Raw genomic sequence first — 20897 nt, 5'->3', positions numbered from 1 at the left:
CGCGTCGCATCTGCGGCGCTTTTTTTGTTCCCCGAGGAGGGAAGTCATGATCACCGAACGTTTCCGTCGTCCCCGATCCGCGAGCGAGGCGGACCGAGACACAATCTATGCACCGGGCCTCTCCCCGGCCCACGAGAGCGCACCCGTCACGTGGTCGCCCTCCGCTCTGAACGCACGGCTGGACGCGGAAGCGGCTCTCCGCGCCCTCCCTCGCCGCCCGTGGGGAATCTCCGCCGACGCGCGAGCGCAGATCAGCCGCGTCGTCGCCCAGGTCGAGCGACGTCACCTCAGCCTGCGTGCCGCGACCGCGGAGCTCCGCGACCTCGCAACCCGACTCCACCAGCACCGGCTGGTCGAGGCGGCGAACCGCGCCCCCCGCGCATGGGAACTGCTGCCGCGCTACGCACACAGCCGATAGCGGCTCCCGCGCCTCGCAGAGGCACCCGCCGGCCCGCACTTCACACCGAACAGGACACCTCATGATCACCGACACCTCCATCCAGCCCACCTCAGCACCGGACCTCGACATCGAGTCGATCCGCGTCACTCTGGAAACGGAGCTGACGCGACGCGAAGAGGTGCTTCGCGAGCTCGCTCCGCGCGCGATCCCCAGCGTCGATCCCGCCACCTACATGACCGCCCAAGCAACACGTCGGGTCGTGGACCAGATCCGCGCGTCGCTGGACCGCATCGCCGAGGGGACGTATGGGCGCTGCATCCGCTGCGGTGCCGCCATCGTCGCCGCGCGACTCGAAGTGCTGCCGTACGCCGAGACCTGCATCGATTGCCAGAACGATGTCGAGAGATCCTGATCTGCCCTATGCCGCGCACGCCCGCCCGCGGACCGACGGCCTCAGCCGCCTGGTGAAGTCGCTGGTCCAGGGCCATCATGAGCGCTCGAGTCGGTTCGCGGCGCAGCAGCGCACCGACGGCCTGACCGGGGCATCGGCGAGATGGCGAGCGTTCGGGTAGTTCCCGCTGTCAAGCCCATGACCTTGGGCGGTCCCCGCTCGATAGTGTGCGGCATCCGCTCATGAGAGGAATCGCGCGATGAACGATGGCATGACCGACGAGGAGAAGCGGCGCGATCAGCTGCTCGCCGCGCCCGATTCGACCGAGGAGGACGCCGCGCCGCGCATCGACGTGACGCAGCGCGACGGGGTCAGGCGCATCGACATCCGCGACGATGCCGCGGTCCGTCCAGGCAACCCCGAGGAGGAGCCGGTCGAGCCCGAGGCATGACGCCTCGGGCCGGTCAGCCCTCGACGAGCTCCTCGAGGAGCGCGACCGCGGCATCCACCGTCTGATCGAGCATCTCCTTCGGCGAGCCGTCGAACTCGAGGTACCGGTGGCCGGCGGCGTCCGCCGTCACCCAGCCCAGGTAGACGGTGCCGGGTGCGTGGCCGTCCTGCGGATCGGGGCCGCCGACGCCGGTGGTCGACACGGCGACATCGACGTCGAGCAGTCCCCGCACACCGCGCGCGATCTCCTCCGCGCACTGGGCGGAGCAGGTGTCGACACCGGGGGTCATCCCGAGGACGGTTTCCTTCACCTCGGTGCGATAGGCCACCACTCCCCCGGCGAACCAGGACTCGGCCTCCGGAGCCGCCCCGATCGTCGTCGCGAGCAGTCCGCAGGTCAGCGACTCCGCGACGCCGACCTGCAGCTCGCGGTCCTTTGCGACCTCGGCGATGCGCTCCGTGCGCTGGTCTGCCATGTCAGCTCCTCTCCACCTGGCGCGCCAGGTTCGCCAGATCGTCACCGATCAGCCGTTGCGTGGTCCACTCCTCCATCGGAACGGCGCCGATCGAACGGTAGAACGCGATCGACGGAGCGTTCCAGTCGAGCACCGTCCACTCCAGCCGCGAGTACCCGCGCTCGACGCACACCGCCGCCAGGGACGCGATGAGCGCCCTGCCGTATCCCCGGCCGCGCTCCGACTCGTCGACGTAGAGGTCTTCGAGCCAGATCCCGTGCCGGCCCGTCCATGTCGAGTACGTGACGAACCACATCGCGATGCCGACGATGGTTCCCTCGCGCTCCACGACGTGCGTGAACACACGCGGGTCGGGCCCGAAGAGGCTCGCAGTGAGCGCTTCGACGGTGTTGTCGACGGCATCCGGCTCCCGCTCGTACACCGCGAGTGCGTGGATCATCGCGAGGATGCCTGCCTCATCGCCCGGACGCGCGGCTCGCAGCACCGCGTCGTGGGGCAGCGTCACGGGAGTCACTCTGCGAGCCTAAACGGCGCGGACACGTCGCCGGTCGATGCCAGGCTAGGGAGATGGATGTCGAGACCGACGTGATCGTCGTGGGTGCGGGCCCCAGTGGACTCATGGCCGCAACCTGCCTCGCCCGGCTCGGCGTGCGTGTGGTGGTGATCGACGGCAAGTCCGGGCCGACGCGCGAGTCCCGCGCCCTGGGGCTGCAGGCGCGGTCCGTCGAACTGTACGACCAGCTCGGCCTCGCCGAGCGTGTGCTGTCGGAAGCCACGCGGGCGCCGTCCCTCCACCCCGGGTACGGCCGGACCGAGTTCGGCACCGTGCCGCTCGCGCTCCTGGGGCAGACCATCACCCCCTTCCCCGGCATCCAGATCCTCGAGCAGAGCCGCAACGAGCGGATCCTGCGCGACGCCTGCGAGGCGCTCGGCGCCACGATCCTGTGGCGACACGAGCTCGTATCGCTCGACGCCCATGAGGACGACGGCGCCGTGTCGGTGGTCGCTGACGGACCCGACGGATCCGTGACACTCCGCGCCGCCTGGCTGGTGGGGGCCGACGGCGCCTCGTCGGCGGTGCGCAGGGCACGCGGCATCCCGTTCGAAGGCACGACCAACCCGCTGTCCTTCTTCGTCACCGATGCGCTGGATGCGACGGGCCTCGCGGAGGAGGGCGTCAACGTCAGGGTCGAGGACGAGGGGTTCATGCTGGCGTTCCCGATGGGCGGGCCCGGACACCAGCGGCTCCTCGGCATCGCCGACGAGTCACCCGACGTGACAGACGAGGTCGCGGAAGAGGCAGCGAAGCGGATGCTCGCAGACCGCTTCGGCGTCGAGTACACCGAGACGTCGTGGTTCTCGCGCTATCGCACCCACCACCGGATCGCGGCGCGCTTCCGCGACGGTCGGGTGTTCCTCGTCGGCGACGCGGCCCACGTGCACTCTCCGGTCGGCGCGCAGGGGATGAACACCGGACTCCAGGACGCCCACAACCTGGCGTGCAAGCTCGCCCAGGTGGTCGCCGGTGACGCTTCCGAGGAGATCCTCGACGAGTACGAGCACGAACGCCGTCCGGTGGCGGAGCGTCTCGTGCGCACCACCGACGCGGTGTTCTCGCGGGTCACGTCACGCAGCCGCCTCGCGCGCTTCGTCCGCACGCGCCTGCTGCCCCTCGTCGGTCCGCTGGCCGTGCGGCTCATCCCCCGCGCCGCACGCGGCGAGCGCCTCTACGGCTACGTCTCCCAGACGCGCATCCGCTACCGGATGCCGGGTGCCCGCGAACGCGAGCACGTCCTCGGCCGCCGGCTGCCGTGGACCGGCGACAACTATGCGTCGCTGCGCGACTTCACATGGCAGCTGCACGGGTACGGCGTCGACCGGCCGGCAGTCGAGCGCATCGCTCGCAGCCTGGGCGTGCAGCCTGTCGCACACGCACGCGACCCGTTCGGGCGGCTCGCCGCCGACCGCGTCTACCTGGTGCGTCCCGACGGGTTCGTGGCGGGCGTCGCGGCGCCGGACGTCGCCGTCGCGGCCCTGCACGATGCTCTCGGCGCGATCACTCGCCAGACGACCTGACGCGATGGTGCTGGCGACGCCCGGGTGAATGAAGATCGCCCCGGGGCGGAGCCGGCGTCACTCGTGGCCGACGAGCTTGAGCCCGACGATGCAGCCGACGAGTCCGAGGATGAGCAGCGTCTTCACGATCGAGAACGCCTCGTCGCCGGTGATCATCGCGTAGGCGACGGTGAGGGATGCCCCGATCCCGACCCATACGGCATAGGCGGTGCCGGTGGAGATGTCGCGCATCGCCCACGCGAGCCCGCCCATGCTGAGCGCCAGGGACACGCCGAAGATGACGGTCGGCCAGAGCTTGGTGAAGCCCTCGCTCTTGCCGAGCGCAGTCGCCCAGACTGCCTCGAGGACGCCGGAAACGATGAGGATGACCCACGACATGGCTGTGCTCCTGGCCAGTCTTGTCGCTCACCGGGTACTGATCCGTCGTCCGGGGATCCGGTCGAGGATCCGCGAGCCAGCCTAGCGGCACGGCCTGAGCAGGGTCTGAGCACCACCCGGGGAGCGGCGCCTCAGACGAGGAAGAGCCAGTCCATCGCGCCGGGATTGTGCGCGTGCACCAGCACCGCGAAGACGACCGCATCGAAGAGCAGGTGCACCGTCACCACGTAGGCGAGCGACCGCGTCTTCATGAAGATGTAGCCCATGAGCAGCGCGAACGGGATGGTCAGCACGGGGCCCCATGCCCGGTAGCCCAGCTCCCACAGGAACGACACGAACACGACCATCTGCAGCACGTTCGCCTGCCAGAACGGGAAGTGCCGGCGCAGCAGCGCGAAGCACGTGCAGATGAAGAACAGCTCGTCCCAGATGCCCACCGCGCCGACGCCCACGAAGAGCCGCGCGATGAGGTCGGGGGTGTCGACGACCGGCCAGTTGAGGTAGACGCCCGAGGTGATGAAGTAGAACGGCAGGATCAGCCAGCCGAGCACCAGCACGGCGGCCAGCCAGGACCACTGGAACGCCGTCCACCGTCCGCCCCCGCGCCACGGGAACCGGATCGCGTAGTCCCGGTACACCCAGCGCGAGATCACGTACGGCACGGCGACCGCCCCGCCCAGCGCGAGACCGAACCGCACGAACGCGACGTTGTCGAGCTCGGCCTCGAGCGGGATCGCGCTGACGATCAGCATCCCGATCGCGATGAGAGAAAGATCGCGCAGGATGCTCGGGCACCGCGTGCCGGGCTCGGCGACGTCTTCGCTGCCGGTGCCGCGGGTCGCGGCATCCGCTCGCTCCATCACCAGCGCCACGGCGAGGCCGGCCGCCAGGAGCACCCACCCGACCCACGGGATGCGCAGCACGAAGAACGCCGGAGCGGCGAGGCACACCAGCAGCGCGGGCGCGAGGTGCCACGACCAGGCGGGAAGCGTGGCGACGGGGGCGGCGGCAGGAGACGCGGGCATCAGTGATCCAGGGGGTGGGCGATCTCGTCCTGCGGCATGCGCGCAGCGAAGATCGCGATGAGTGCGAACAGCAGCGGCAGGATGCCGGCCACGATGAAGATGGTCTGCAGCGACACGACTTCGGCCACCGGCCCGGCGAGCGCCATGGACAGAGGCATGAGCGCGAGCGACACGAAGAAGTCGAGGCTCGACACTCGGCCGAGCATATGCCGGGGAACCCGCCGCTGCAGGAGCGTGCCCCAGATGACGTTGCCGTAGCTGAACCCGAAGCCGATGATGAACATCGAGATGAGCATGAGCCAGTACTGGTTGGTGACGCCGACGACGATGAACGGCAGCGTGCTGACGCCCCACACGACGTTCATCACCGTCAGGTACCGTCGCGGCAGCTTCATCGACGAGACGACGATCGACCCGACGACGCCGCCGAATCCGTAGACGGCCAGCAGGAAGCCGAACCACCGCGGGTCGGTGCCGATGCGCTCGCGCAGCAGGAACGGCAGCAGCACCTCTTCGGGACCGACGAAGACCAGCACCCACCCCGTCGCGAAGAGCAGCGTCGCGAACAGCCACGGGGTTCGGACGGTGAAGACCACCGCCTCCTTGAGATCGTGGAAGACGGATGTCGCGCGCTCGGGCCCGTCGTGGGCGGCGGGCGGCTCGGCCCGAAGGAAGAGCAGTCCGACGAACGCGAGCCCGTAGGCGAGCGAGATGATGATCGCGGCATGGCTGGGGATCAGCGCGGCCAGCAGCATGCCCGCAGTGGCCGGACCCGCCGCCTGCTGCAGCGCCGGCCGGATCGCGCCCTCGAGCCCGTTGGCGGCCAGCAGCTGCCCCTGCGGCAGGATGCGCGGCAGGATCGCGCTGTACGCCGGGAAGAAGAACCCGGCGCCGGCGCCGAGCACGAACGCGACGATCGTCAGGTGCGGAATCGTGACCGTGCCGACGAAGCCTGCGACCACGATCGTCGTGATCGCGACGAAGTTCGTCAGCTCCACCACGCGCACGATCGTGCGGCGCGATACGCGGTCTGCCACGATGCCGCCCGGGATTGCGCACAGCAGCAGCCCTGTGGCGTTTGCCCCGGCGACGAGTGAGAGCCCGAGCGGCCCGCCGCCGGCGTCGATGACGGCGTAGACCATGACGACCGCCCACATGCCGGCGGCGAAGATCGACAGCACCACCGCGCCGAACAGCACCCGGAAGTCGCGGTGGCCGAGCGGACGCACCACCCGCCAGCGGTCGCCGGCCGCGGCATCCGGTCGCTGCATATCCGGGGCCGGCGGCTGCGCCGGCGGCTCGGACGGCTGGGTCACGGTCGCGGCCTTCGCCGATACGCCAGGTCGCGGATGTCGCGGCCGACCCGGGCGCCCTTCCGCTCGAACGCGGTGAGCACGCGCCCCTCGAAGCGCGGCGCCCACTCCCCCTCGAACGCAGGCTCGAAGTCCTCGGCGGCGGCGAGCACCGCGCGCATCTGGAGGGCATAGTCCTCCCAGTCGGTGGCGAGGCGCAGCGTGCCGCCGTCTTTCAGCGCGCGGGCGGCGAGCGCCGCGAACGAGGGTGTCACGAGGCGCCGCTTGGTGTGCTTCTTCTTGTGCCACGGGTCGGGGAAGAAGACCCAGAGCTCGGAGACGGATGCCTCGGGCAGCAGGTGCTCGAGCACCTCGGGCGCGTTCGCCTCGACGAGGCGGAGGTTGCGCGCACCCGCCTTGTCGGCGTCGAGCATGGTGCGGGCGAGCCCGGCGCGGAACACCTCGATCGCCAGGAAGTCGTCGGCGGGGCGGGATGCCGCGGCATGCACGATCGCGTGCCCTTGGCCGGATCCGATCTCGACGATCAGCGGGGCGTCACGGCCCCAGACCGCTTCGGGGTCGATGGCGGAGCCGGGACGGATGCTCGTGGCCGCCTCGTCGCGCGGCGACTCGACCACGTATGCCTCGGCGAGCTCGGCCCACGCGCGCTCCTGCGCGTCCGACATCCGGCCGCTGCGCCGGACGAACGAGACCGGGCGCTCGCGGAAGGTGCGGGGCGGGTCGTCGGCGGGGGGAACGGAGTCGGACACGCTCCCAGGCTACCGAGCGCGATGAGGCGTTTCGTCTCGCTTCGCTCGCTCAACGACCCGGGGTGGCAGCTGCTGGGTCGTTGAGCGAGGGAGCGCAGCGACCGAGACGAAACGCGTCAGGCGACGAGAGGCGTTTCGTCTCGCTCCGCTCGCTCAACGACCCGGGGTACGACTCACCGGGTCGTTGAGCGAGGGAGCGCAGCGACCGAGACGAAACGCCTCACGCGATGAGGCGTTTCGTCTCGCTTCGCTCGCTCAACGACCCGGCGGTACGGCAAGCGGGTCAGTCGAGGGTGACGAAGTCGATGAGCTCCTCGACCCGGCCGAGCAGCGCCGGCTCGAGGTCGCGGTAACTGTGCACGGCGCCGAGGATGCGCTGCCAGGCGCGCGCGATGTCGGCCTGGTCACGGGCGGGCCAGCCCAGCGCACGGCAGACGCCGACCTTGAACTCGATGCCGCGCGGCACCTCGGGCCACTTCTCGATGCCCATCGCCCGGGGGGTTACGCACTGCCAGACGTCGACCCACGGGTGCCCGACGATGCGGATGTGCTGTCCGTGCCGGCCCCGCTCGAGCGCCTGGGCGATGCGCGACTCCTTCGAGTTCGGCACGAGGTGGTCGACGAGCACGCCGTACCGACGGGTGGCCGACGGCGGCTCTTCGTCGAGCACCGCCTCGAGCAGATCGATGCCCTGCAGGTACTCGACCACGACGCCCTCGGCCCGCAGGTCGTCTCCCCACACCTTCTCGACGAGCTCGGCATCATGGCGGCCCTCGACGAAGATGCGGCTCGCCCGCGCGACGCGGGCACGTGAGTCCTCGGCCGCGAACGAGCCGGAGGCCGTGCGCTTCGGGCCGCTGTTCGCGGGCACCGCGGTCGGCGCCACGAGCACCACGTCGGCTCCGTCGACGAGGAACCCGGGCCCGAGCGGGAAGAGCCGCCGGCGCGAGTGACGGTCCTCGAGCTCGACCATGCCTGACGCCACACCGACGACGGCTCCGCAGAATCCGTCGTGGGCGATCTCCACGACGAGATCGCGGGATGCCTCGACCCGCGCCAGCTGCTTCGCCGAGCGCGTGCGCCACCCGTCGGCCAGCACGTCGGTGCCGTAGCGATCGTCCATGTGTCCTCCGGCGGGCCAGGTTACCGGCACGGGCGCCGCGGACCGGGGCAACCCGCGAGGATCGCGGGGCATTGCGTACGGGGTCCGCCCCGCGCCCTACGTTCTGGGCGAACACGCAGGCAGGGCGGGGCCGTGGGCTATCGTCGAATCCCCGCGGCTGAATAGACTCGCGGGGAGGCAGAACCCGAGTCCCAGAGGGGGGATCAATGCGACTGCGTTGGGCTGCAGCGCTCGCGACCGCTGCGGCGGTCGCGGTCATGGCGATCGGCGGCGGGGCGGCCCTCGCGACGCCCCCGGTCACGCTCGGCTCCAGCTCGGAGTACGTGCTCGACGAGTCGGGCGTGCTCTCGGCAAGCGAGGCGACTCAGGCGCAGGAACGCCTCGAGCAGCTGAAGGCCGACACCGGGCTCGACCTCTGGGTCGCCTACGTGGACGACTTCTCCGACCCGGCGGACGCGATGGGGTGGGCCTCCCAGACTGCCGGGGACAACAACCTCGGCGTCACGCAGTATCTGCTCGCCGTCGCGACGGAAGGTCGTGCCTACTACCTCTGGGGCGACTCGACCGGCCCGGTCAGCGACGAGCAGCTGGGCACGATCGAGCAGCAGCGGATCCAGCCCGCGCTCTCGCAGAACGACTGGCTCGGCGCCATCGATGCGGCGGCCGACGGCCTCACCGACGCCGCGGGCGGGGGGCGCGACGCCTCGGGCAGCGGCAGCTGGCTCACGTGGATTCTTGTTGCTGTCGCCGTAGCCGTGGGCATCCTTCTGCTCGTGACCTTCCTCAGACGCCGCAAGCGCGGAGCCGTTACCGGCGGGGGCGCGCCCGCGGTCGAGCAGGTGCCGCTCGACGAGCTCGAGAGGCGCGCGGCATCCGCTCTCGTCCAGACCGACGACGCGATCAAGACGAGCGCTCAGGAACTGGGCTTCGCCAAGGCGCAGTTCGGCGACGCCGCCACGGCCGAGTTCGAACAGGCGCTGGCCACGGCGAAGACCAACCTCGACGAGGCCTTCACCCTCAAGCAGCAGCTCGACGACGCCATCCCGGACTCCGAGCAGGACACCCGCGCGTGGAACGAGCGCATCATCGCCCTCTGCGAGGAGTCCAACTCGCTCCTCGACGACAAGGCGGCCGACTTCGACGAGCTGCGCAAGCTCGAGCAGAACGCCCCCGAGGCGCTCGCGCGCGTGCAGGACCAGAAGGCCGGGGCCGAGGCATCCCTCGACAGCGCCTCCGCCACCCTTCAGACGCTGCGCTCGACCTACGCGCCCGAGGCGCTCGCGACCATCGCCGACAACCCCGAGCAAGCGCGCCAGCGCCTCGCCTTCGCGGGCGAGCAGCTCGCCGCGGCGCAGGCGGCGATCGGCGCCGGCAAGGGCGGGGAGGCAGCCGTCGGGATCCGCGCGGCCGAGGAGGCCGTCGGGCAGGCGGTCCTGCTCGAGAACGCCATCGGCAAGCTCGCGGACGACCTGGCTGCCGGCGAGAGCAGCGCCTCCGCGCTGATCGCCGAGCTCGAGCAGGACGTCGTCGCGGCCGGTGCCCTGCCCGACCCCGATGGCCGCGTCGCCGCGACCATCGCCGCGACGACCCGGCAGATCGAGGCCGCCAAGGCCAATCTCGCGAGCTCCGCGAAGCGGCCGCTCATCACGCTGCAGAGCCTCGAGAACGCCAACCAGCAGATCGATGCGCTCGTGCAGGGCATCCGAGACGCCGAGGCGCAGGCGCAGCGCGCCCGGCAGATGGTCGGCCAGCTGATCATGCAGGCGCAGGCGCAGGTCTCCACGGCCGAGGACTACATCACCGCACGGCGCGGCGCCGTGGGCGCTCAGGCGCGCACGCGACTGGCCGAGGCAGGAGCGTCGCTCGTCCGCGCGCAGCAGCTGCAGGCGGGCGACCCCGAGCAGGCGATGCAGCACGCGCAGCGCGCGGACCAGCTCGCCGGGCAGGCGATCCAGCTGGCGCAGGGCGACGTCGGCTCGTTCGAGAGCGGCGGAGGCGGCCTCGGCGGCATGTTCGGCGGCGGCCAGCAGGGCGGCGGCGGCAACGTGCTCGGCGCCGTGCTGGGCGGCATCCTCATCAACTCCATGATGGGCGGCGGCGGCCGCTCGTCCGGCGGCAGCCTCGGCGGCGGAAGCCTCGGCGGCATGTTCGGCGGCGGAGGCGGCGGCGGCATCCGGCCCGGCAGCTTCGGCGGCGGAGGCACACGCGGCCGTCGGGGAGGTGGCCGATTCTGACCTCCGACCGCGCCCACCCGACGGCACCATCCCCCAGACCCCACCAGTCCCGATCAGTCCGATAGGAAGGAAATCCGATGGCGAAGCAGTCCATCTTCGGTCGAATCTCGACCCTCATGAAGGCGAACATCAACGCACTCCTCGACTCTGCCGAGGACCCACAGAAGATGCTCGACCAGCTCGTGCGCGACTACACGAACAGCATCGCCGACGCCGAGGCGGCCATCGCCGAGACGATCGGCAACCTGCGGCTGCTCGAGCGCGACCACCAGGAGGACGTGCAGGCCGCGGCCGAGTGGGGCAACAAGGCCCTCGCGGCCAGCCGCAAGGCCGACGAGCTGCGCGGAAGCGGCAACACCGCCGACGCCGACAAGTTCGACAACCTCGCGAAGATCGCGCTGCAGCGCCAGATCAGCGAGGAGAACGAGGCGAGGGCCGTCGAGCCGACGATCGCCTCGCAGAGCGAGGTCGTCGCCAAGCTCAAGGACGGCCTCAACGGCATGAAGCAGAAGCTTGAGCAGCTGAGGTCGAAGCGCTCCGAGCTGCTCGCGCGCGCCAAGACCGCCGAGGCCCAGAACAAGGTGCACGACGCCGTCAAGTCGATCGACGTGCTCGACCCGACGAGCGAGCTCGGCCGCTTCGAAGACAAGGTCCGCCGCCAGGAGGCCCTCGCCGCGGGCAAGCAGGAGCTCGCGGCATCCACTCTCGATGCGCAGTTCGAGAGCCTGGAGGACGTGGGCGAGCTCACCGAGGTCGAGGCTCGCCTCGCCGCCCTGAAGTCGGGGTCGACCCCGGCTCAGGCGGCGATCGACGCGCCCAGCGCTCCCTACACGCCGTAAGCCGGCCGTTCGAAGGGCGTCGCTCCCCGCGAGCGGCGCCCTTCGGCGTGTTCGCGGACGGCGTGCGCCCCGGCATGCGCACTCCGCACCGCCGTGCGAGAGGATGAGGGGATGACGCGCTACCTCGTGGTCCCGCAGTGGCAGGGAAGCCCCTCGTCCCGAGCGATGCAGCTCATCGACGGAGCCCACGCGATCGCGGGCGATCTGCCCCGCTCGGCGACCACGACGCTCGATGTCCCCATGGAGGCCGGCGACGCGCTGGGCACCGGCGTCCATCGACTGAGCAGCCTGCAGCGGGTGCGCGAACTGATCGCGGGAGCGCTCGACTCGTCCGACGATCCGGTGCTGACCGTGGGCGGGGACTGCGGCGTCGCCCTCGAGCCGATCGCGCATGCCGCGCGCCGCACGCCCGCGCTGGCGGTGGTGTGGATGGATGCCCATCCCGACCTCAATTCCCCCGACACGTCGCCGTCGGGCGCGTTCGCCGGAATGGTGCTGCGCGCCGTGCTCGGCGAAGGAGCGCCGGGTCTCGCGCTGACCGCCGGCACGGTGGCGCCGGATCGGGTCTTCGTCGTCGGCGCCCGCTCCTACGATGAAGCCGAGATCGAGGCGGTGAGCGCGCTCGGCGTGACGATCCTCGACGTCGCGGCGCTGCGCGATGCCGACGCGCTCGTCGCGGCCGTGCGTGCGAGCGGCGCAGAGGCTCTGTATATCCACGTCGACGTCGACGTGCTCGATCCGGCAGAGCTCGCCGGCAATGCGCATCCCGAGCCGTTCGGGCTGACCGTGTCGGAGCTCACCGCGGCGATCAGCGCCCTGCGCGCGGAGCTGCCCCTGACCGGTGCGTCGCTCGCGGGCTACTCCCCCGCGTCGGCGGCGTCGGCGACCGACGACCTGGGCGCGATCCTGCGGGTGGTCGGGGCGCTCGCGTGAGTCCGATCCCCGTTCCCCCGCGGGGATGGCGCGCACGAGCCGAGCTCGCCGTAAGACGCGGGCACCGGTTCGACCGGCTGATCCCGGGTTTCCTGCTCGACTCCCCCATCAGCCTCGTCGGGTACTGGTACGGCACAGCCGTGGGCTGGGTCTGGGGCTCGCTGTGGAGCACCGGCCGGGTCGAGCGGCGCGAGGGCCTGTGGGTGTTCCGGGGAATGCCCGGGTGGACCTTCGCCCGCGGAGGGGTGTGCGTCGGCGGGTGCTTCCTCACCGGCGACGGCCGGGTCACCGACCGGCTGCTGCGGCACGAGGCCGTCCACAAGGCGCAGTGGCGGCGGTACGGCTTCCTCATGCCGTTCCTCTACCTGTTCGCCGGGCGCGACCCGCTGCGCAACCGCTTCGAAGTCATGGCCGGTCTCGAGGACGGCAACTACGTGCCCCGCGGCGCGGAGTGACGCACGACGGGTCAGCGCGCGGTCGCGAGGCCGTACTGGGCAGGCGTGTGGATCGACGTCGGCGCGATGCCCATGCCGGTCAGGTGATCGACGATGTCGGCCGTGCCGAGATATCCGCCCAGGAGGTGGATGCGCGTCTCATCGTCCTCGGCGCACAGCATCTCGTCGGCCCATCCGTTCACCGCGCGGGCGATGGCCTCACCGGCAGCGCAGCCGCGGCTCGTTCCGGGCGCACCCGAGCGCTGCGAGCGGTCGAGCCAGGTCAGCACCATGCGACTCGGCACTGCGATGTCGGCCTGCCACGAGGCATCCGGGATCTCGACGAACACGCGACCCGTCGAGCAGATCGGAAGCGTCGCGAGAACGACCTGGAGCTCGGCGAGCGAGGACTCGTCGGCTGTGATCAGGTGCTGCACGCGCGTGTGCCGAGAAGAACGGCAGGCCGCGGCGCTGTGCTCGGTGGAGTGGCTCATGACAGCTCCACTATACCCGCAATGAAGGGTTGCCTAACCTCACCGAAATGATCCGTCACACCGCGCGCAGCAGCACCCGGCGCAGCTCGGCGATCTCGTCGTCGCCGAAGCCGTGCGCCCTCAAGTAGTCCGCCGGCGACCCGTAGCGCGCGGTGACGTCGTCGAGAAGCGCCTGCATCACCGGCGCCGGGGACCGCGTGGCGAGGTCTTCGAGATGCTTCGCCTCGGGATGCATCGACCGCAGCATCTGCAGGATCCGGCGATTGCGCCACTCGGGCAGCAGTCCCTCGGTGCGCGCGTAGTCGCGGACGACCGCGTCGAGATCGACCCCGGCGGCGGCGAGCGTGAGCGCGACGGTGACTCCGGTGCGGTCCTTCCCCACCGTGCAGTGCACGAGGACGGGCTGGTCGGTGACGATGCCGCGCACCACGTCGACGACTCCGGCCGAGGAGTCGTCGACCAGCTGCCGGTACATCTCGTCGAGGCTGATGTCATCGGCGAAGAACGACTCGACGGAGCCGAGGAACAGGGGCACCCGCTGCGTGACGATCTCGAGACCGTCGACGCGACTGGGCGCGTGGGCGACCTCGTCGTCGGCCCGCAGGTCGATGATGCGGCGCAGCCGGAGGGCGCCCAGAGCGGTCACACCGGGCTCGTCGAGCTGGGCCAGGTTGCCCGATCGGAAGAGGACGCCGTGACGCGTGACGGCTGCGCCGGCGGGGAGACCTCCGACATCGCGGAGATTGACCGCCCCCGAGACGATGGGATCGACGGGAACGGGGACGGCGGGGTCGACGGGGTCGACGGTGTCGTTCACCAGGCCGCGCCCGTCGCGGCGTCGCGGTCCTCTCCGACGAGGTCGTCACGGGGCGGCACGCTGTACCGACCGGCGATCGCGATGCGGTTGAAGGCGTTGATCGACACCAGGATCCAGCTCAGGGCAACGTACTCCTGCTCGCTCAGGATGTTGCCCACCCGGTCGTAGACATCGTCCGGGACGCCCTCCTCGTGGATGAACGCGAACGACTCGGCGAGCTCGAGCCCGGCCCGCTCCCGGTCGCTGAACACACCCGAGTCGCGCCATACGGGCAGCTGGGCCAGGTCGTCGGGCGTGATGCCCGCCGCCACAGCCCGCTCGACATGCACCCTCACGCAGTAGGCGCAGCCATTGAGCTGCGACGTGTGGATCTGGACGAGCTCCTTGAGCCGCACGTCGATGCCGCCCTCAGCCGCGATGGTGCCCACGGTCTTCGAGAACGCCGCGAGCGCCTGGTACGCCGGCGGCGCCGAACGGGAGAGATGGACACGCCGTTCTTCGGTCATGCGGCCAGCCTACCTACGGCGGAGGGCACCGATCCCGACTTGCAAGAGTGCCGTCATGCCGCGACGCTCCGCGGCCCGACGGCCGCGCCGTGCGGGAGAATGACCGCGTGAGCGACCCCATCGACGAGTTCTCCTTCCTTCCCGAGCAGGCCGCCGAGGCCGGCATCGAGGGTCCGACGCCCCAGGGCGAGCGACTGACCCTCGCCCTCCCGGACGGCCGCACGCTCAGCGCGCTGCGCTACCGGCTGGACGGCGATGACGCCCGTCCGGTGGTCACGTTCCTCCACGGCGCGGGTCTCAACGCGCACACATGGGACACGACGATCCTCGCCCTGGGGCTCCCCGCTCTCGCCATCGACCTCCCCGGCCACGGCGACTCGTCATGGCGTGACGATTTCGCGTACGTCGGGCGTGTGCTCGCTCCTGACATCGCCGCCGGAATGGATGCCTGGACCGACGGCCCGCAGGTGCTCGTCGGGCAGTCGCTCGGCGGTCTCACCGCGGCGGCGGTCGCGGCATCCCGCCCCGATCTCGTGAACCGGCTGGTCCTGATCGACATCACGCCCGGCGTCGATCCGAGCGCGGGCCCGACGCAGATCCGCGAGTTCTTCGCGGGCCCGACCGACTGGGCGACGCGTCATGAGCTCGTCGACCGCGCCCTCTCCTTCGGCCTGGGCGGCGGCACCCGGCGCAAAGCCGAGCGCGGCGTCTACTTCAATTCGCGGATCCGCTCCGACGGCCGGGTCGAGTGGAAGCACCACTTCGCCCACCGGGCCGCGGCAGCAGCCGCCGCGGGCTCCACGACGCCGGTTGCGGAGCCCGACGCGGTGTCCGCAGTGCTCGGCGAGGCCGGCTGGGAGGACCTCGCGACCGCGACCGCGCCGACCACGCTCGTGCGCGGCGAGCGCGGCTACGTCACCGGCGCAGACGCCGATGAGTTCGCGCGACGCCTGCCCGAGGCATCCGTCATCACGCTTCCCGCAGGGCACAACGTGCAGGAGGACGCCCCGCTCGAGCTCGGGGCGATGCTGCGCGGACTGGTCGGCGACGACTAACGCTTGTGTTGCGTTCGATGCAGCGGATTCCTCTCTGCACGAACCCGTTGCATAGGCTTGTCAATCGGCCCATCGGCTCGTCCCGACTCGACCGACGCCGGCCCCGCACTCGTGCGGATCTCCTCCGAAAGGACCTTCATGCTCCGTCGCACTGCGATCGCCGCGACTTCGCTCCTCGCCGCCGGCGCCCTCCTCCTCAGCGCCTGCTCGGCCGGCAGCTCGCCCACTCCGAGCCCGACGGGAGCACCCGACCCCGACGCCTCCGTCGCGATCCGCCTGGTGCTCGAGCCCGAGAACCTCGACATCCGCCAGACCGCCGGCGCTGCGCTCGACCAGATCCTGATCGACAACGTGTACGAGGGGCTCGTCGCCCGCACCCCCGAGCAGGACATCGTCCCCTCGCTCGCGAGCGACTGGACCGTCTCGCCCGACGGACTCACCTACACCTTCACGCTGCGCGAGGGGGTCACCTTCCACGACGGCCAGGCCCTCACCCCGCAGGACGTGGTGTGGACGCTGAACACCCGCAAGGGCACGCCGGAGTGGCGCGACTCCGCGCGGCTCGCGAAGGTGACCGCGGTCGACGCCGAGGGCCAGGACATCACGCTGACCCTGTCCGAGCCCGACTCCACCCTGCTGTGGAACCTGAGCGGCCGTGCCGGACTCGTCCTCAAGGAGGGCGACACCGTCGACTACAACACGGCCGCGAACGGCACCGGGCCGTTCCGCCTCGACGAGTGGCGGCAGGGCGCCAGCATCAGCTACACCCGCAACGACGAGTACTGGGGTGACACGGCACAGGTCGCCGAGGTCGTGTTCGACTACATCCCCGACAACCAGGCGGCGCTCAATGCGGCGCTCGCCGGCGAGGTCGACGTGGTGACCGGCTTCGACGCGAACCTGCAGGAGCAGATCGAGGCGAACGGCGACTTCGCCCTCGTGCTCGGCCAGTCCACCGACAAGGGAACCCTCGCGTTCAACCAGAAGCCGGGCAGCCCGCTCGCCGACAAGCGCGTGCGCCAGGCGATCCGGCAGGCGATCGACCATGACGCGTTCGTCGAGGCGCTGGCCTCGGGCGAGACGCAGTACGGGCCGATCCCGTCGCTCGACCCCGGCTACGAGGACCTCTCCGACGTCGCGCCGTACGACCCCGACGCCGCCCGCGCGCTCCTCGAGGATGCCGGCGCCGAAGACCTCGAGCTGACGCTGACCATCCCGAACTTCTACTCCACGACGATCCCGCAGATCCTGGTGTCGAACCTCAACGAGGTGGGCGTCACGCTCGAGGTCGACTCGGTCGACTTCTCTACGTGGCTCAACGACGTCTACATCAACCAGGACTACGACCTCAGCTTCGTGCTGCACACCGAGGCCCGCGACTTCGAGAACTGGGCGAACCCCGACTACTACTTCACGTACGACAACGCCGAGGTCCAGGACCTCTTCGCGCAGTCGCTCACCGCGACCGACGAGGACGAGGTGGCGGAGCTGCTCGCCGAGGCCGCGCGCATCGTGTCGGAGGACGCGGCGGCGGACTGGCTGTACACGGGCGCCTCGGTGGTCGCGGTCGGCACTAACATCACCGGTATGCCGTCGATCAACGTCAACGAGCGGCTCGACCTCGCCGAACTGGCCAAGAGCAACGGGTGATCCGATACACGCTGACGCGTCTGGCCCTGCTTCTGCTCGGCTTGCTCGTCGCCAGCGTGCTCATCTTCCTCTCGCTGCGGGTGCTGCCGGGTGACGTCGCCCAGCTGATCGCCGGCGTCAACAGCAGTCCCGGCCAGGTGGAGGCCATCCGCGAGCGCCTGGGTCTCGACCAGCCCCTGCCGGCGCAGTACATCGACTGGATCGGCGGCGTCTTCCGCGGTGACCTGGGCACCTCGCTGCTCACCGGCTCGGCGGTCGCCGTCGAGCTCGCCGAGAAGGCGCAGGTGACCGTGCCGCTCGGTGTCATGGCCCTCACCATCGCGGTCGTCGTCAGCGTCCCCCTCGGCGTGCTCTCGGCCATGCGCCGAGGTCGCCCCGACGGAACCGCGCTCAGCGTGGGCGCCCAGACCCTCGCCGCCGTGCCGGTGGTGTGGGCGGGCATGATGCTCGTGGTCGTCTTCGCGGTGTGGCTCGGCTGGCTGCCCGCCCAGGGCTTCCCGCGCGCAGGCTGGCAGGATCCGTGGGCCGCGTTCCGCGCGCTCATCCTGCCCGCGCTCACGATCGGCATCGTCGAGGGCGCCATGCTCATGCGCTTCGTCCGCAGCGCCACCCTGCAGGCGGTCGGACAGGACCACGTGCGCACCGGCGCGGCCAAGGGACTCACCCGCAACGCCGCCCTCATCCGCCACGGCCTCCCCGACGTCGGGCTCTCGGTGATCACGGTGCTCGGCCTGCAGGTCGCCGGCATCATCGTCGGGGCCGTCATCATCGAGCAGCTGTTCACCCTCCCCGGCATCGGACGGATGCTCGTCGCCGATGTGAGCGCCCGCGACCTTCCGAAGGTGCAGGGCGAGCTCCTCGTGCTCACCGGCTTCGTGCTGATAATCGGCTTCGTCGTCGACCTCGTCCACCGGGTCATCGACCCACGGCAGCGGGAGGCAGGATGACCGATCCTCTCCCCCGTACAGCGGGCACGGATGCCGCGGCCGACGCCCGGCCGTCGCGCTGGGCGTGGCTCGGCCGGCTGTGGCGCCTGTCGACCGGTCGCTTCGGGCTGATCGTGGTCATCGCCGTCGTCGCGACCGCCGTCGTGGCGCGGTTCTGGACGCCGTTCGACCCGCAGCAGGTCGACATCGCGGCGCGGTGGCTGCCGCCGGGCTGGCCGCACATCCTGGGCACCGACGCGACGGGACGCGACATCCTGAGCCTGCTCATGGCCGGTGCCCGCACGACGATCTTCGTGGCCGTCGGCGCGGGCGTCGTCGCGACGGTCGTGGGCATCGCGCTCGCCTCGCTGGGCGCGCTCACCGCGCGCTGGGTGCGCGAGTCGGTGGCGGTGTTCGTCGACATCCTGATCGCGTTCCCGGTGCTGATCATCGCGATGATGATCTCGGCGGTCTGGGGCGGTTCGCTGTGGGTCGTGATCTGGTCGGTCGGCATCGGCTTCGGCGTGAACATCGCGCGCGTAACCCGACCCGAGCTGCGCCGAGTGCTGCACAGCGACTTCGTGCTGGCCGGCCGCGCCTCGGGCCTCACCCCCGCCCAGAACCTGATGCGCCACCTGCTTCCCAACGTCGCTCCGGTGTTCATCGTGCAGCTCTCGTGGAGCATGGCCGTCGCTGTGCTCGCCGAGGCGGGCCTGTCGTACCTCGGCTTCGGCGCACCGGTGACGGAGCCGTCGTGGGGCCTGCTGCTGGCGGAGCTGCAGCAGTTCATCACGGTGCATCCGCTCTCCGTCGTCTGGCCGGGCCTCGCCATCACGCTCACCGTCCTCGGGCTGAACCTGCTCGGCGACGGCCTGCGCGAGGCGACCGACCCCACTCTCAGCCATGCTTCGGGCGCCGGGCGCGTGGCTCGCACCCACCTGCCGGAGGTCGTCGCATGAGCCTCGTGGTGCAGGGCCTCACGATCGAGATCGGCGGTCGGCGGGTCGTCGACGGTGTGAGCTTCGCCGTGCCCGACGGCGCGCGGGTCGGCCTCATCGGCGAGTCCGGCTCGGGCAAGTCGCTGACCGCCCTCGCGATCCTCGGGCTGCTGCCCGATGGCGCCACCGCCACCGGCAGCATCCGCTGGAACGGCCGCGAGCTCGTGGGGCTGCCCGACCGCGAGCTGGCCCGGCTGCGCGGCGACGAGATCGGCATCGTGTTCCAGGAGCCGCGGACCGCGCTCAATCCGATCCGCACGGTGGGCCGGCAGATCGCCGAGTCGATCCGGATCCACGAAAAGGCATCGAAACGGGATGCCGCGGCCCGGGCCGTGGCCGAGGCATCCCGCGTCGCCCTCCCCGAGCCCGAGAGCATCGTCTCGCGCTATCCGCACCAGCTGTCCGGCGGCCAGCGCCAGCGCGTCGCGATCGCGATGGCCCTCGCCTGCCGCCCGCGGCTGCTCATCGCGGACGAGCCGACGACCGCCCTCGACGTGACGATCCAGGCGGAGATCCTCGAGCTGCTGCTCTCGCTCGTCCGCGACGATGGGATGTCGCTCGTGTTCATCACCCACGATCTGGCGGTGCTGTCGCAGATCGCGACGCACGGCGTCGTACTCGAGGACGGCCGCGTCGTCGAGGACGCCCCGGTGTCGCAGCTGCTCACCGCCCCCGCCTCGCCCGTCACCCAGGGTCTGCTGCGAGACGCGACGGCGACGCTGTGGCGGCCCGACGGCACGTCCGCGGGAGGTGCGGGGTGAGCGAGTTCCTGGTGCGCGCCCGCGGGCTCACCCGCCGCTATCCGACGCCGAAGACGCGGCTCTTCGGCCCGCGCGTCTTCACGACCGGCCTGGAGGATGCCGACCTCGATGTGCGGGCCGGATCGGCGCTGGGGATCATCGGCGAGTCGGGGTCGGGCAAGTCCACGCTCGTGCGCCTGCTCCTCGCCCTCGACACCGCGACCGCGGGAACCGTCGAGTTCGACGGCCGCCCGGTCGAAGGCGGTGCCGGAGCGCGCTCGCTGCACTGGCTGCGGCGCCGCACCGGCATCGTGTTCCAGGATCCGTACGCATCGCTCGACCCGCGCATGAGCGTCGGCCGCATCATCGGCGAACCGCTGTGGGCGCTCGGCATCGAGGGCGACCGCCGCGCCCGCGTACGCGAAGTGCTCGAAGACGTCGGACTCGAGGCGGCGATGGCCCACCGCTTCCCGCACGAGTTCTCCGGCGGCCAGCGCCAGCGGATCGCGCTGGCACGCGCGATCGTGCATCGCCCCGAGCTTCTGGTGGGCGATGAGCCGCTTTCGGCGCTCGACGTCACGGTGCGCGCGCAGATCCTCGAGCTGCTGGGCGCACTGCGCGCCCGCGACGGGCTGACGCTGCTGCTCGTGTCGCATGACATCGGCGTGGTGCAGAGCCTGTGCGACGAGGTGGTCGTCATGAAGGACGGACGCATCGTCGAGGAGGGTCCGACCGAGAAGGTGCTGCTCCAGCCGCAGGTCGCCTACACCCGTCGCCTCCTCGCGTCCATCCCGGTGATCGATCCCGGCGCGGTCTGACCGGCGCCCGCGCCGCGCAGCCGACCCCGTTGCGCCGCGCGCTGAGACGGACCAGGCTCAAGTCGAGCCCAC

General features: G+C 71.0%; 24 protein-coding genes and 1 riboswitch. Of the genes, 14 read left to right on the top strand and 10 right to left on the bottom strand.

Features of this window, described 5'->3' with window-relative positions:
- Nucleotides 1-46: 46 nt before the first annotated feature.
- The 3 genes from JX005_RS02790 (at nt 47) to JX005_RS02780 (ending at nt 1242) form a co-directional block, all read left to right on the top strand.
- On the top strand, nt 47-418 hold the full coding sequence (locus JX005_RS02790) for a hypothetical protein (protein ID WP_214465862.1): 372 nt from the start codon (nt 47-49) through the stop codon (nt 416-418).
- 61 nt (nt 419-479) lie between these two features.
- On the top strand, nt 480-812 hold the full coding sequence (locus JX005_RS02785) for a TraR/DksA family transcriptional regulator (protein ID WP_214465861.1): 333 nt from the start codon (nt 480-482) through the stop codon (nt 810-812).
- A gap of 238 nt (nt 813-1050) precedes the next feature.
- Complete coding sequence (locus tag JX005_RS02780) at nt 1051-1242, top strand: hypothetical protein (protein ID WP_214465860.1); 192 nt, start codon at nt 1051-1053, stop codon at nt 1240-1242.
- A 13-nt stretch (nt 1243-1255) separates the two neighbouring features.
- On the opposite strand, the gene JX005_RS02775 is transcribed toward JX005_RS02780, so the two are convergent.
- Together JX005_RS02775 and JX005_RS02770 are read right to left on the bottom strand one after the other, a co-directional pair.
- Complete coding sequence (locus tag JX005_RS02775; protein WP_214465859.1) at nt 1256-1717, bottom strand: CinA family protein; 462 nt, start codon at nt 1715-1717, stop codon at nt 1256-1258.
- A gap of 1 nt (nt 1718) precedes the next feature.
- Nucleotides 1719-2201 (bottom strand): GNAT family N-acetyltransferase, encoded by a 483-nt coding sequence (locus tag JX005_RS02770; protein WP_214466070.1) that lies wholly within the window; start codon nt 2199-2201, stop codon nt 1719-1721.
- 83 nt (nt 2202-2284) lie between these two features.
- Between JX005_RS02770 and JX005_RS02765 the strand changes: the two genes are divergently transcribed.
- Nucleotides 2285-3793, top strand: coding sequence for an FAD-dependent monooxygenase (locus JX005_RS02765; RefSeq protein WP_214465858.1), 1509 nt, complete (start codon nt 2285-2287; stop codon nt 3791-3793).
- A gap of 57 nt (nt 3794-3850) precedes the next feature.
- On the opposite strand, the gene JX005_RS02760 is transcribed toward JX005_RS02765, so the two are convergent.
- The 5 genes from JX005_RS02760 to JX005_RS02740 form a co-directional block, all read right to left on the bottom strand.
- Nucleotides 3851-4171, bottom strand: a complete 321-nt coding sequence (locus tag JX005_RS02760; RefSeq protein WP_214465857.1) for a DMT family transporter — start codon at nt 4169-4171, stop codon at nt 3851-3853.
- A 9-nt stretch (nt 4172-4180) separates the two neighbouring features.
- A riboswitch (guanidine-III (ykkC-III) riboswitch) is annotated at nt 4181-4246 on the bottom strand.
- Between the two features lie 56 nt (nt 4247-4302).
- On the bottom strand, nt 4303-5196 hold the full coding sequence (locus JX005_RS02755; protein WP_214465856.1) for a CPBP family intramembrane glutamic endopeptidase: 894 nt from the start codon (nt 5194-5196) through the stop codon (nt 4303-4305).
- Complete coding sequence (locus tag JX005_RS02750; RefSeq protein ID WP_372447311.1) at nt 5196-6512, bottom strand: MFS transporter; 1317 nt, start codon at nt 6510-6512, stop codon at nt 5196-5198. The genes JX005_RS02755 and JX005_RS02750 overlap by 1 nt, the downstream gene beginning before the upstream one ends.
- Nucleotides 6509-7174, bottom strand: a complete 666-nt coding sequence (trmB, locus tag JX005_RS02745) for a tRNA (guanosine(46)-N7)-methyltransferase TrmB (protein WP_214466068.1) — start codon at nt 7172-7174, stop codon at nt 6509-6511. Before trmB ends, JX005_RS02750 begins: the two co-directional genes overlap by 4 nt.
- A 367-nt stretch (nt 7175-7541) precedes the next feature.
- Nucleotides 7542-8381, bottom strand: coding sequence for a DUF3097 domain-containing protein (locus JX005_RS02740; RefSeq protein WP_214465855.1), 840 nt, complete (start codon nt 8379-8381; stop codon nt 7542-7544).
- A 206-nt stretch (nt 8382-8587) separates the two neighbouring features.
- Here JX005_RS02740 and JX005_RS16215 point away from each other — a divergent pair, with 206 nt between their 5' ends.
- The 4 genes from JX005_RS16215 (at nt 8588) to JX005_RS02720 (ending at nt 12842) form a co-directional block, all read left to right on the top strand.
- A complete protein-coding gene (locus tag JX005_RS16215; protein WP_214465854.1) occupies nt 8588-10615 on the top strand; it encodes a TPM domain-containing protein in 2028 nt (675 codons plus the stop codon).
- A gap of 77 nt (nt 10616-10692) precedes the next feature.
- Nucleotides 10693-11454, top strand: a complete 762-nt coding sequence (locus JX005_RS02730) for a PspA/IM30 family protein (protein WP_214465853.1) — start codon at nt 10693-10695, stop codon at nt 11452-11454.
- 111 nt (nt 11455-11565) lie between these two features.
- Nucleotides 11566-12387 carry an arginase family protein gene (locus JX005_RS02725; protein WP_214465852.1) on the top strand — a complete coding sequence of 274 codons (822 nt, stop codon included), beginning with the start codon at nt 11566-11568 and terminating at the stop codon, nt 12385-12387.
- Nucleotides 12384-12842: a Fe-S oxidoreductase gene (locus JX005_RS02720; protein WP_214465851.1), complete on the top strand. Its 459-nt coding sequence runs from the start codon at nt 12384-12386 to the stop codon at nt 12840-12842. The genes JX005_RS02725 and JX005_RS02720 overlap by 4 nt, the downstream gene beginning before the upstream one ends.
- Nucleotides 12843-12853: 11 nt before the next feature.
- Here JX005_RS02720 and JX005_RS02715 read toward each other — a convergent pair whose 3' ends face one another.
- From JX005_RS02715 to JX005_RS02705, 3 genes are read right to left on the bottom strand one after another with little or no spacing between them, the layout of a single operon-like run.
- Nucleotides 12854-13315, bottom strand: a complete 462-nt coding sequence (locus JX005_RS02715; RefSeq protein WP_214465850.1) for an SIP domain-containing protein — start codon at nt 13313-13315, stop codon at nt 12854-12856.
- Nucleotides 13316-13370: 55 nt separating this feature from the next.
- Nucleotides 13371-14132, bottom strand: coding sequence for a tyrosine-protein phosphatase (locus JX005_RS02710; protein WP_214465849.1), 762 nt, complete (start codon nt 14130-14132; stop codon nt 13371-13373).
- Nucleotides 14129-14638, bottom strand: a complete 510-nt coding sequence (locus JX005_RS02705) for a carboxymuconolactone decarboxylase family protein (RefSeq protein WP_214465848.1) — start codon at nt 14636-14638, stop codon at nt 14129-14131. The genes JX005_RS02710 and JX005_RS02705 overlap by 4 nt, the downstream gene beginning before the upstream one ends.
- 107 nt (nt 14639-14745) lie before the next feature.
- Between JX005_RS02705 and JX005_RS02700 the strand changes: the two genes are divergently transcribed.
- From JX005_RS02700 to JX005_RS02675, 6 genes are all read left to right on the top strand, one after another.
- Nucleotides 14746-15693, top strand: coding sequence for an alpha/beta fold hydrolase (locus JX005_RS02700; RefSeq protein WP_214465847.1), 948 nt, complete (start codon nt 14746-14748; stop codon nt 15691-15693).
- 138 nt (nt 15694-15831) lie between these two features.
- The gene (locus JX005_RS02695) at nt 15832-17343 is read left to right on the top strand and encodes an ABC transporter substrate-binding protein (RefSeq protein ID WP_214465846.1); all 1512 of its coding nucleotides are present in this window, start codon (nt 15832-15834) and stop codon (nt 17341-17343) included.
- Nucleotides 17340-18290 (top strand): ABC transporter permease, encoded by a 951-nt coding sequence (locus tag JX005_RS02690; protein WP_214465845.1) that lies wholly within the window; start codon nt 17340-17342, stop codon nt 18288-18290. Before JX005_RS02695 ends, JX005_RS02690 begins: the two co-directional genes overlap by 4 nt.
- Entirely contained in the window at nt 18287-19228 is a 942-nt protein-coding gene (locus JX005_RS02685) for an ABC transporter permease (protein WP_214465844.1), read from the top strand. The genes JX005_RS02690 and JX005_RS02685 overlap by 4 nt, the downstream gene beginning before the upstream one ends.
- On the top strand, nt 19225-20028 hold the full coding sequence (locus JX005_RS02680) for an ATP-binding cassette domain-containing protein (RefSeq protein WP_214465843.1): 804 nt from the start codon (nt 19225-19227) through the stop codon (nt 20026-20028). Before JX005_RS02685 ends, JX005_RS02680 begins: the two co-directional genes overlap by 4 nt.
- Nucleotides 20025-20825: an ATP-binding cassette domain-containing protein gene (locus JX005_RS02675; protein ID WP_214465842.1), complete on the top strand. Its 801-nt coding sequence runs from the start codon at nt 20025-20027 to the stop codon at nt 20823-20825. Before JX005_RS02680 ends, JX005_RS02675 begins: the two co-directional genes overlap by 4 nt.
- The last annotated feature ends 72 nt before the right edge of the window (nt 20826-20897 follow it).

Source organism: Microbacterium flavescens (assembly GCF_018588945.1).
Lineage (GTDB): Bacteria > Actinomycetota > Actinomycetes > Actinomycetales > Microbacteriaceae > Microbacterium > Microbacterium flavescens.
This window is presented reverse-complemented; position numbering and strand designations above follow the sequence as displayed.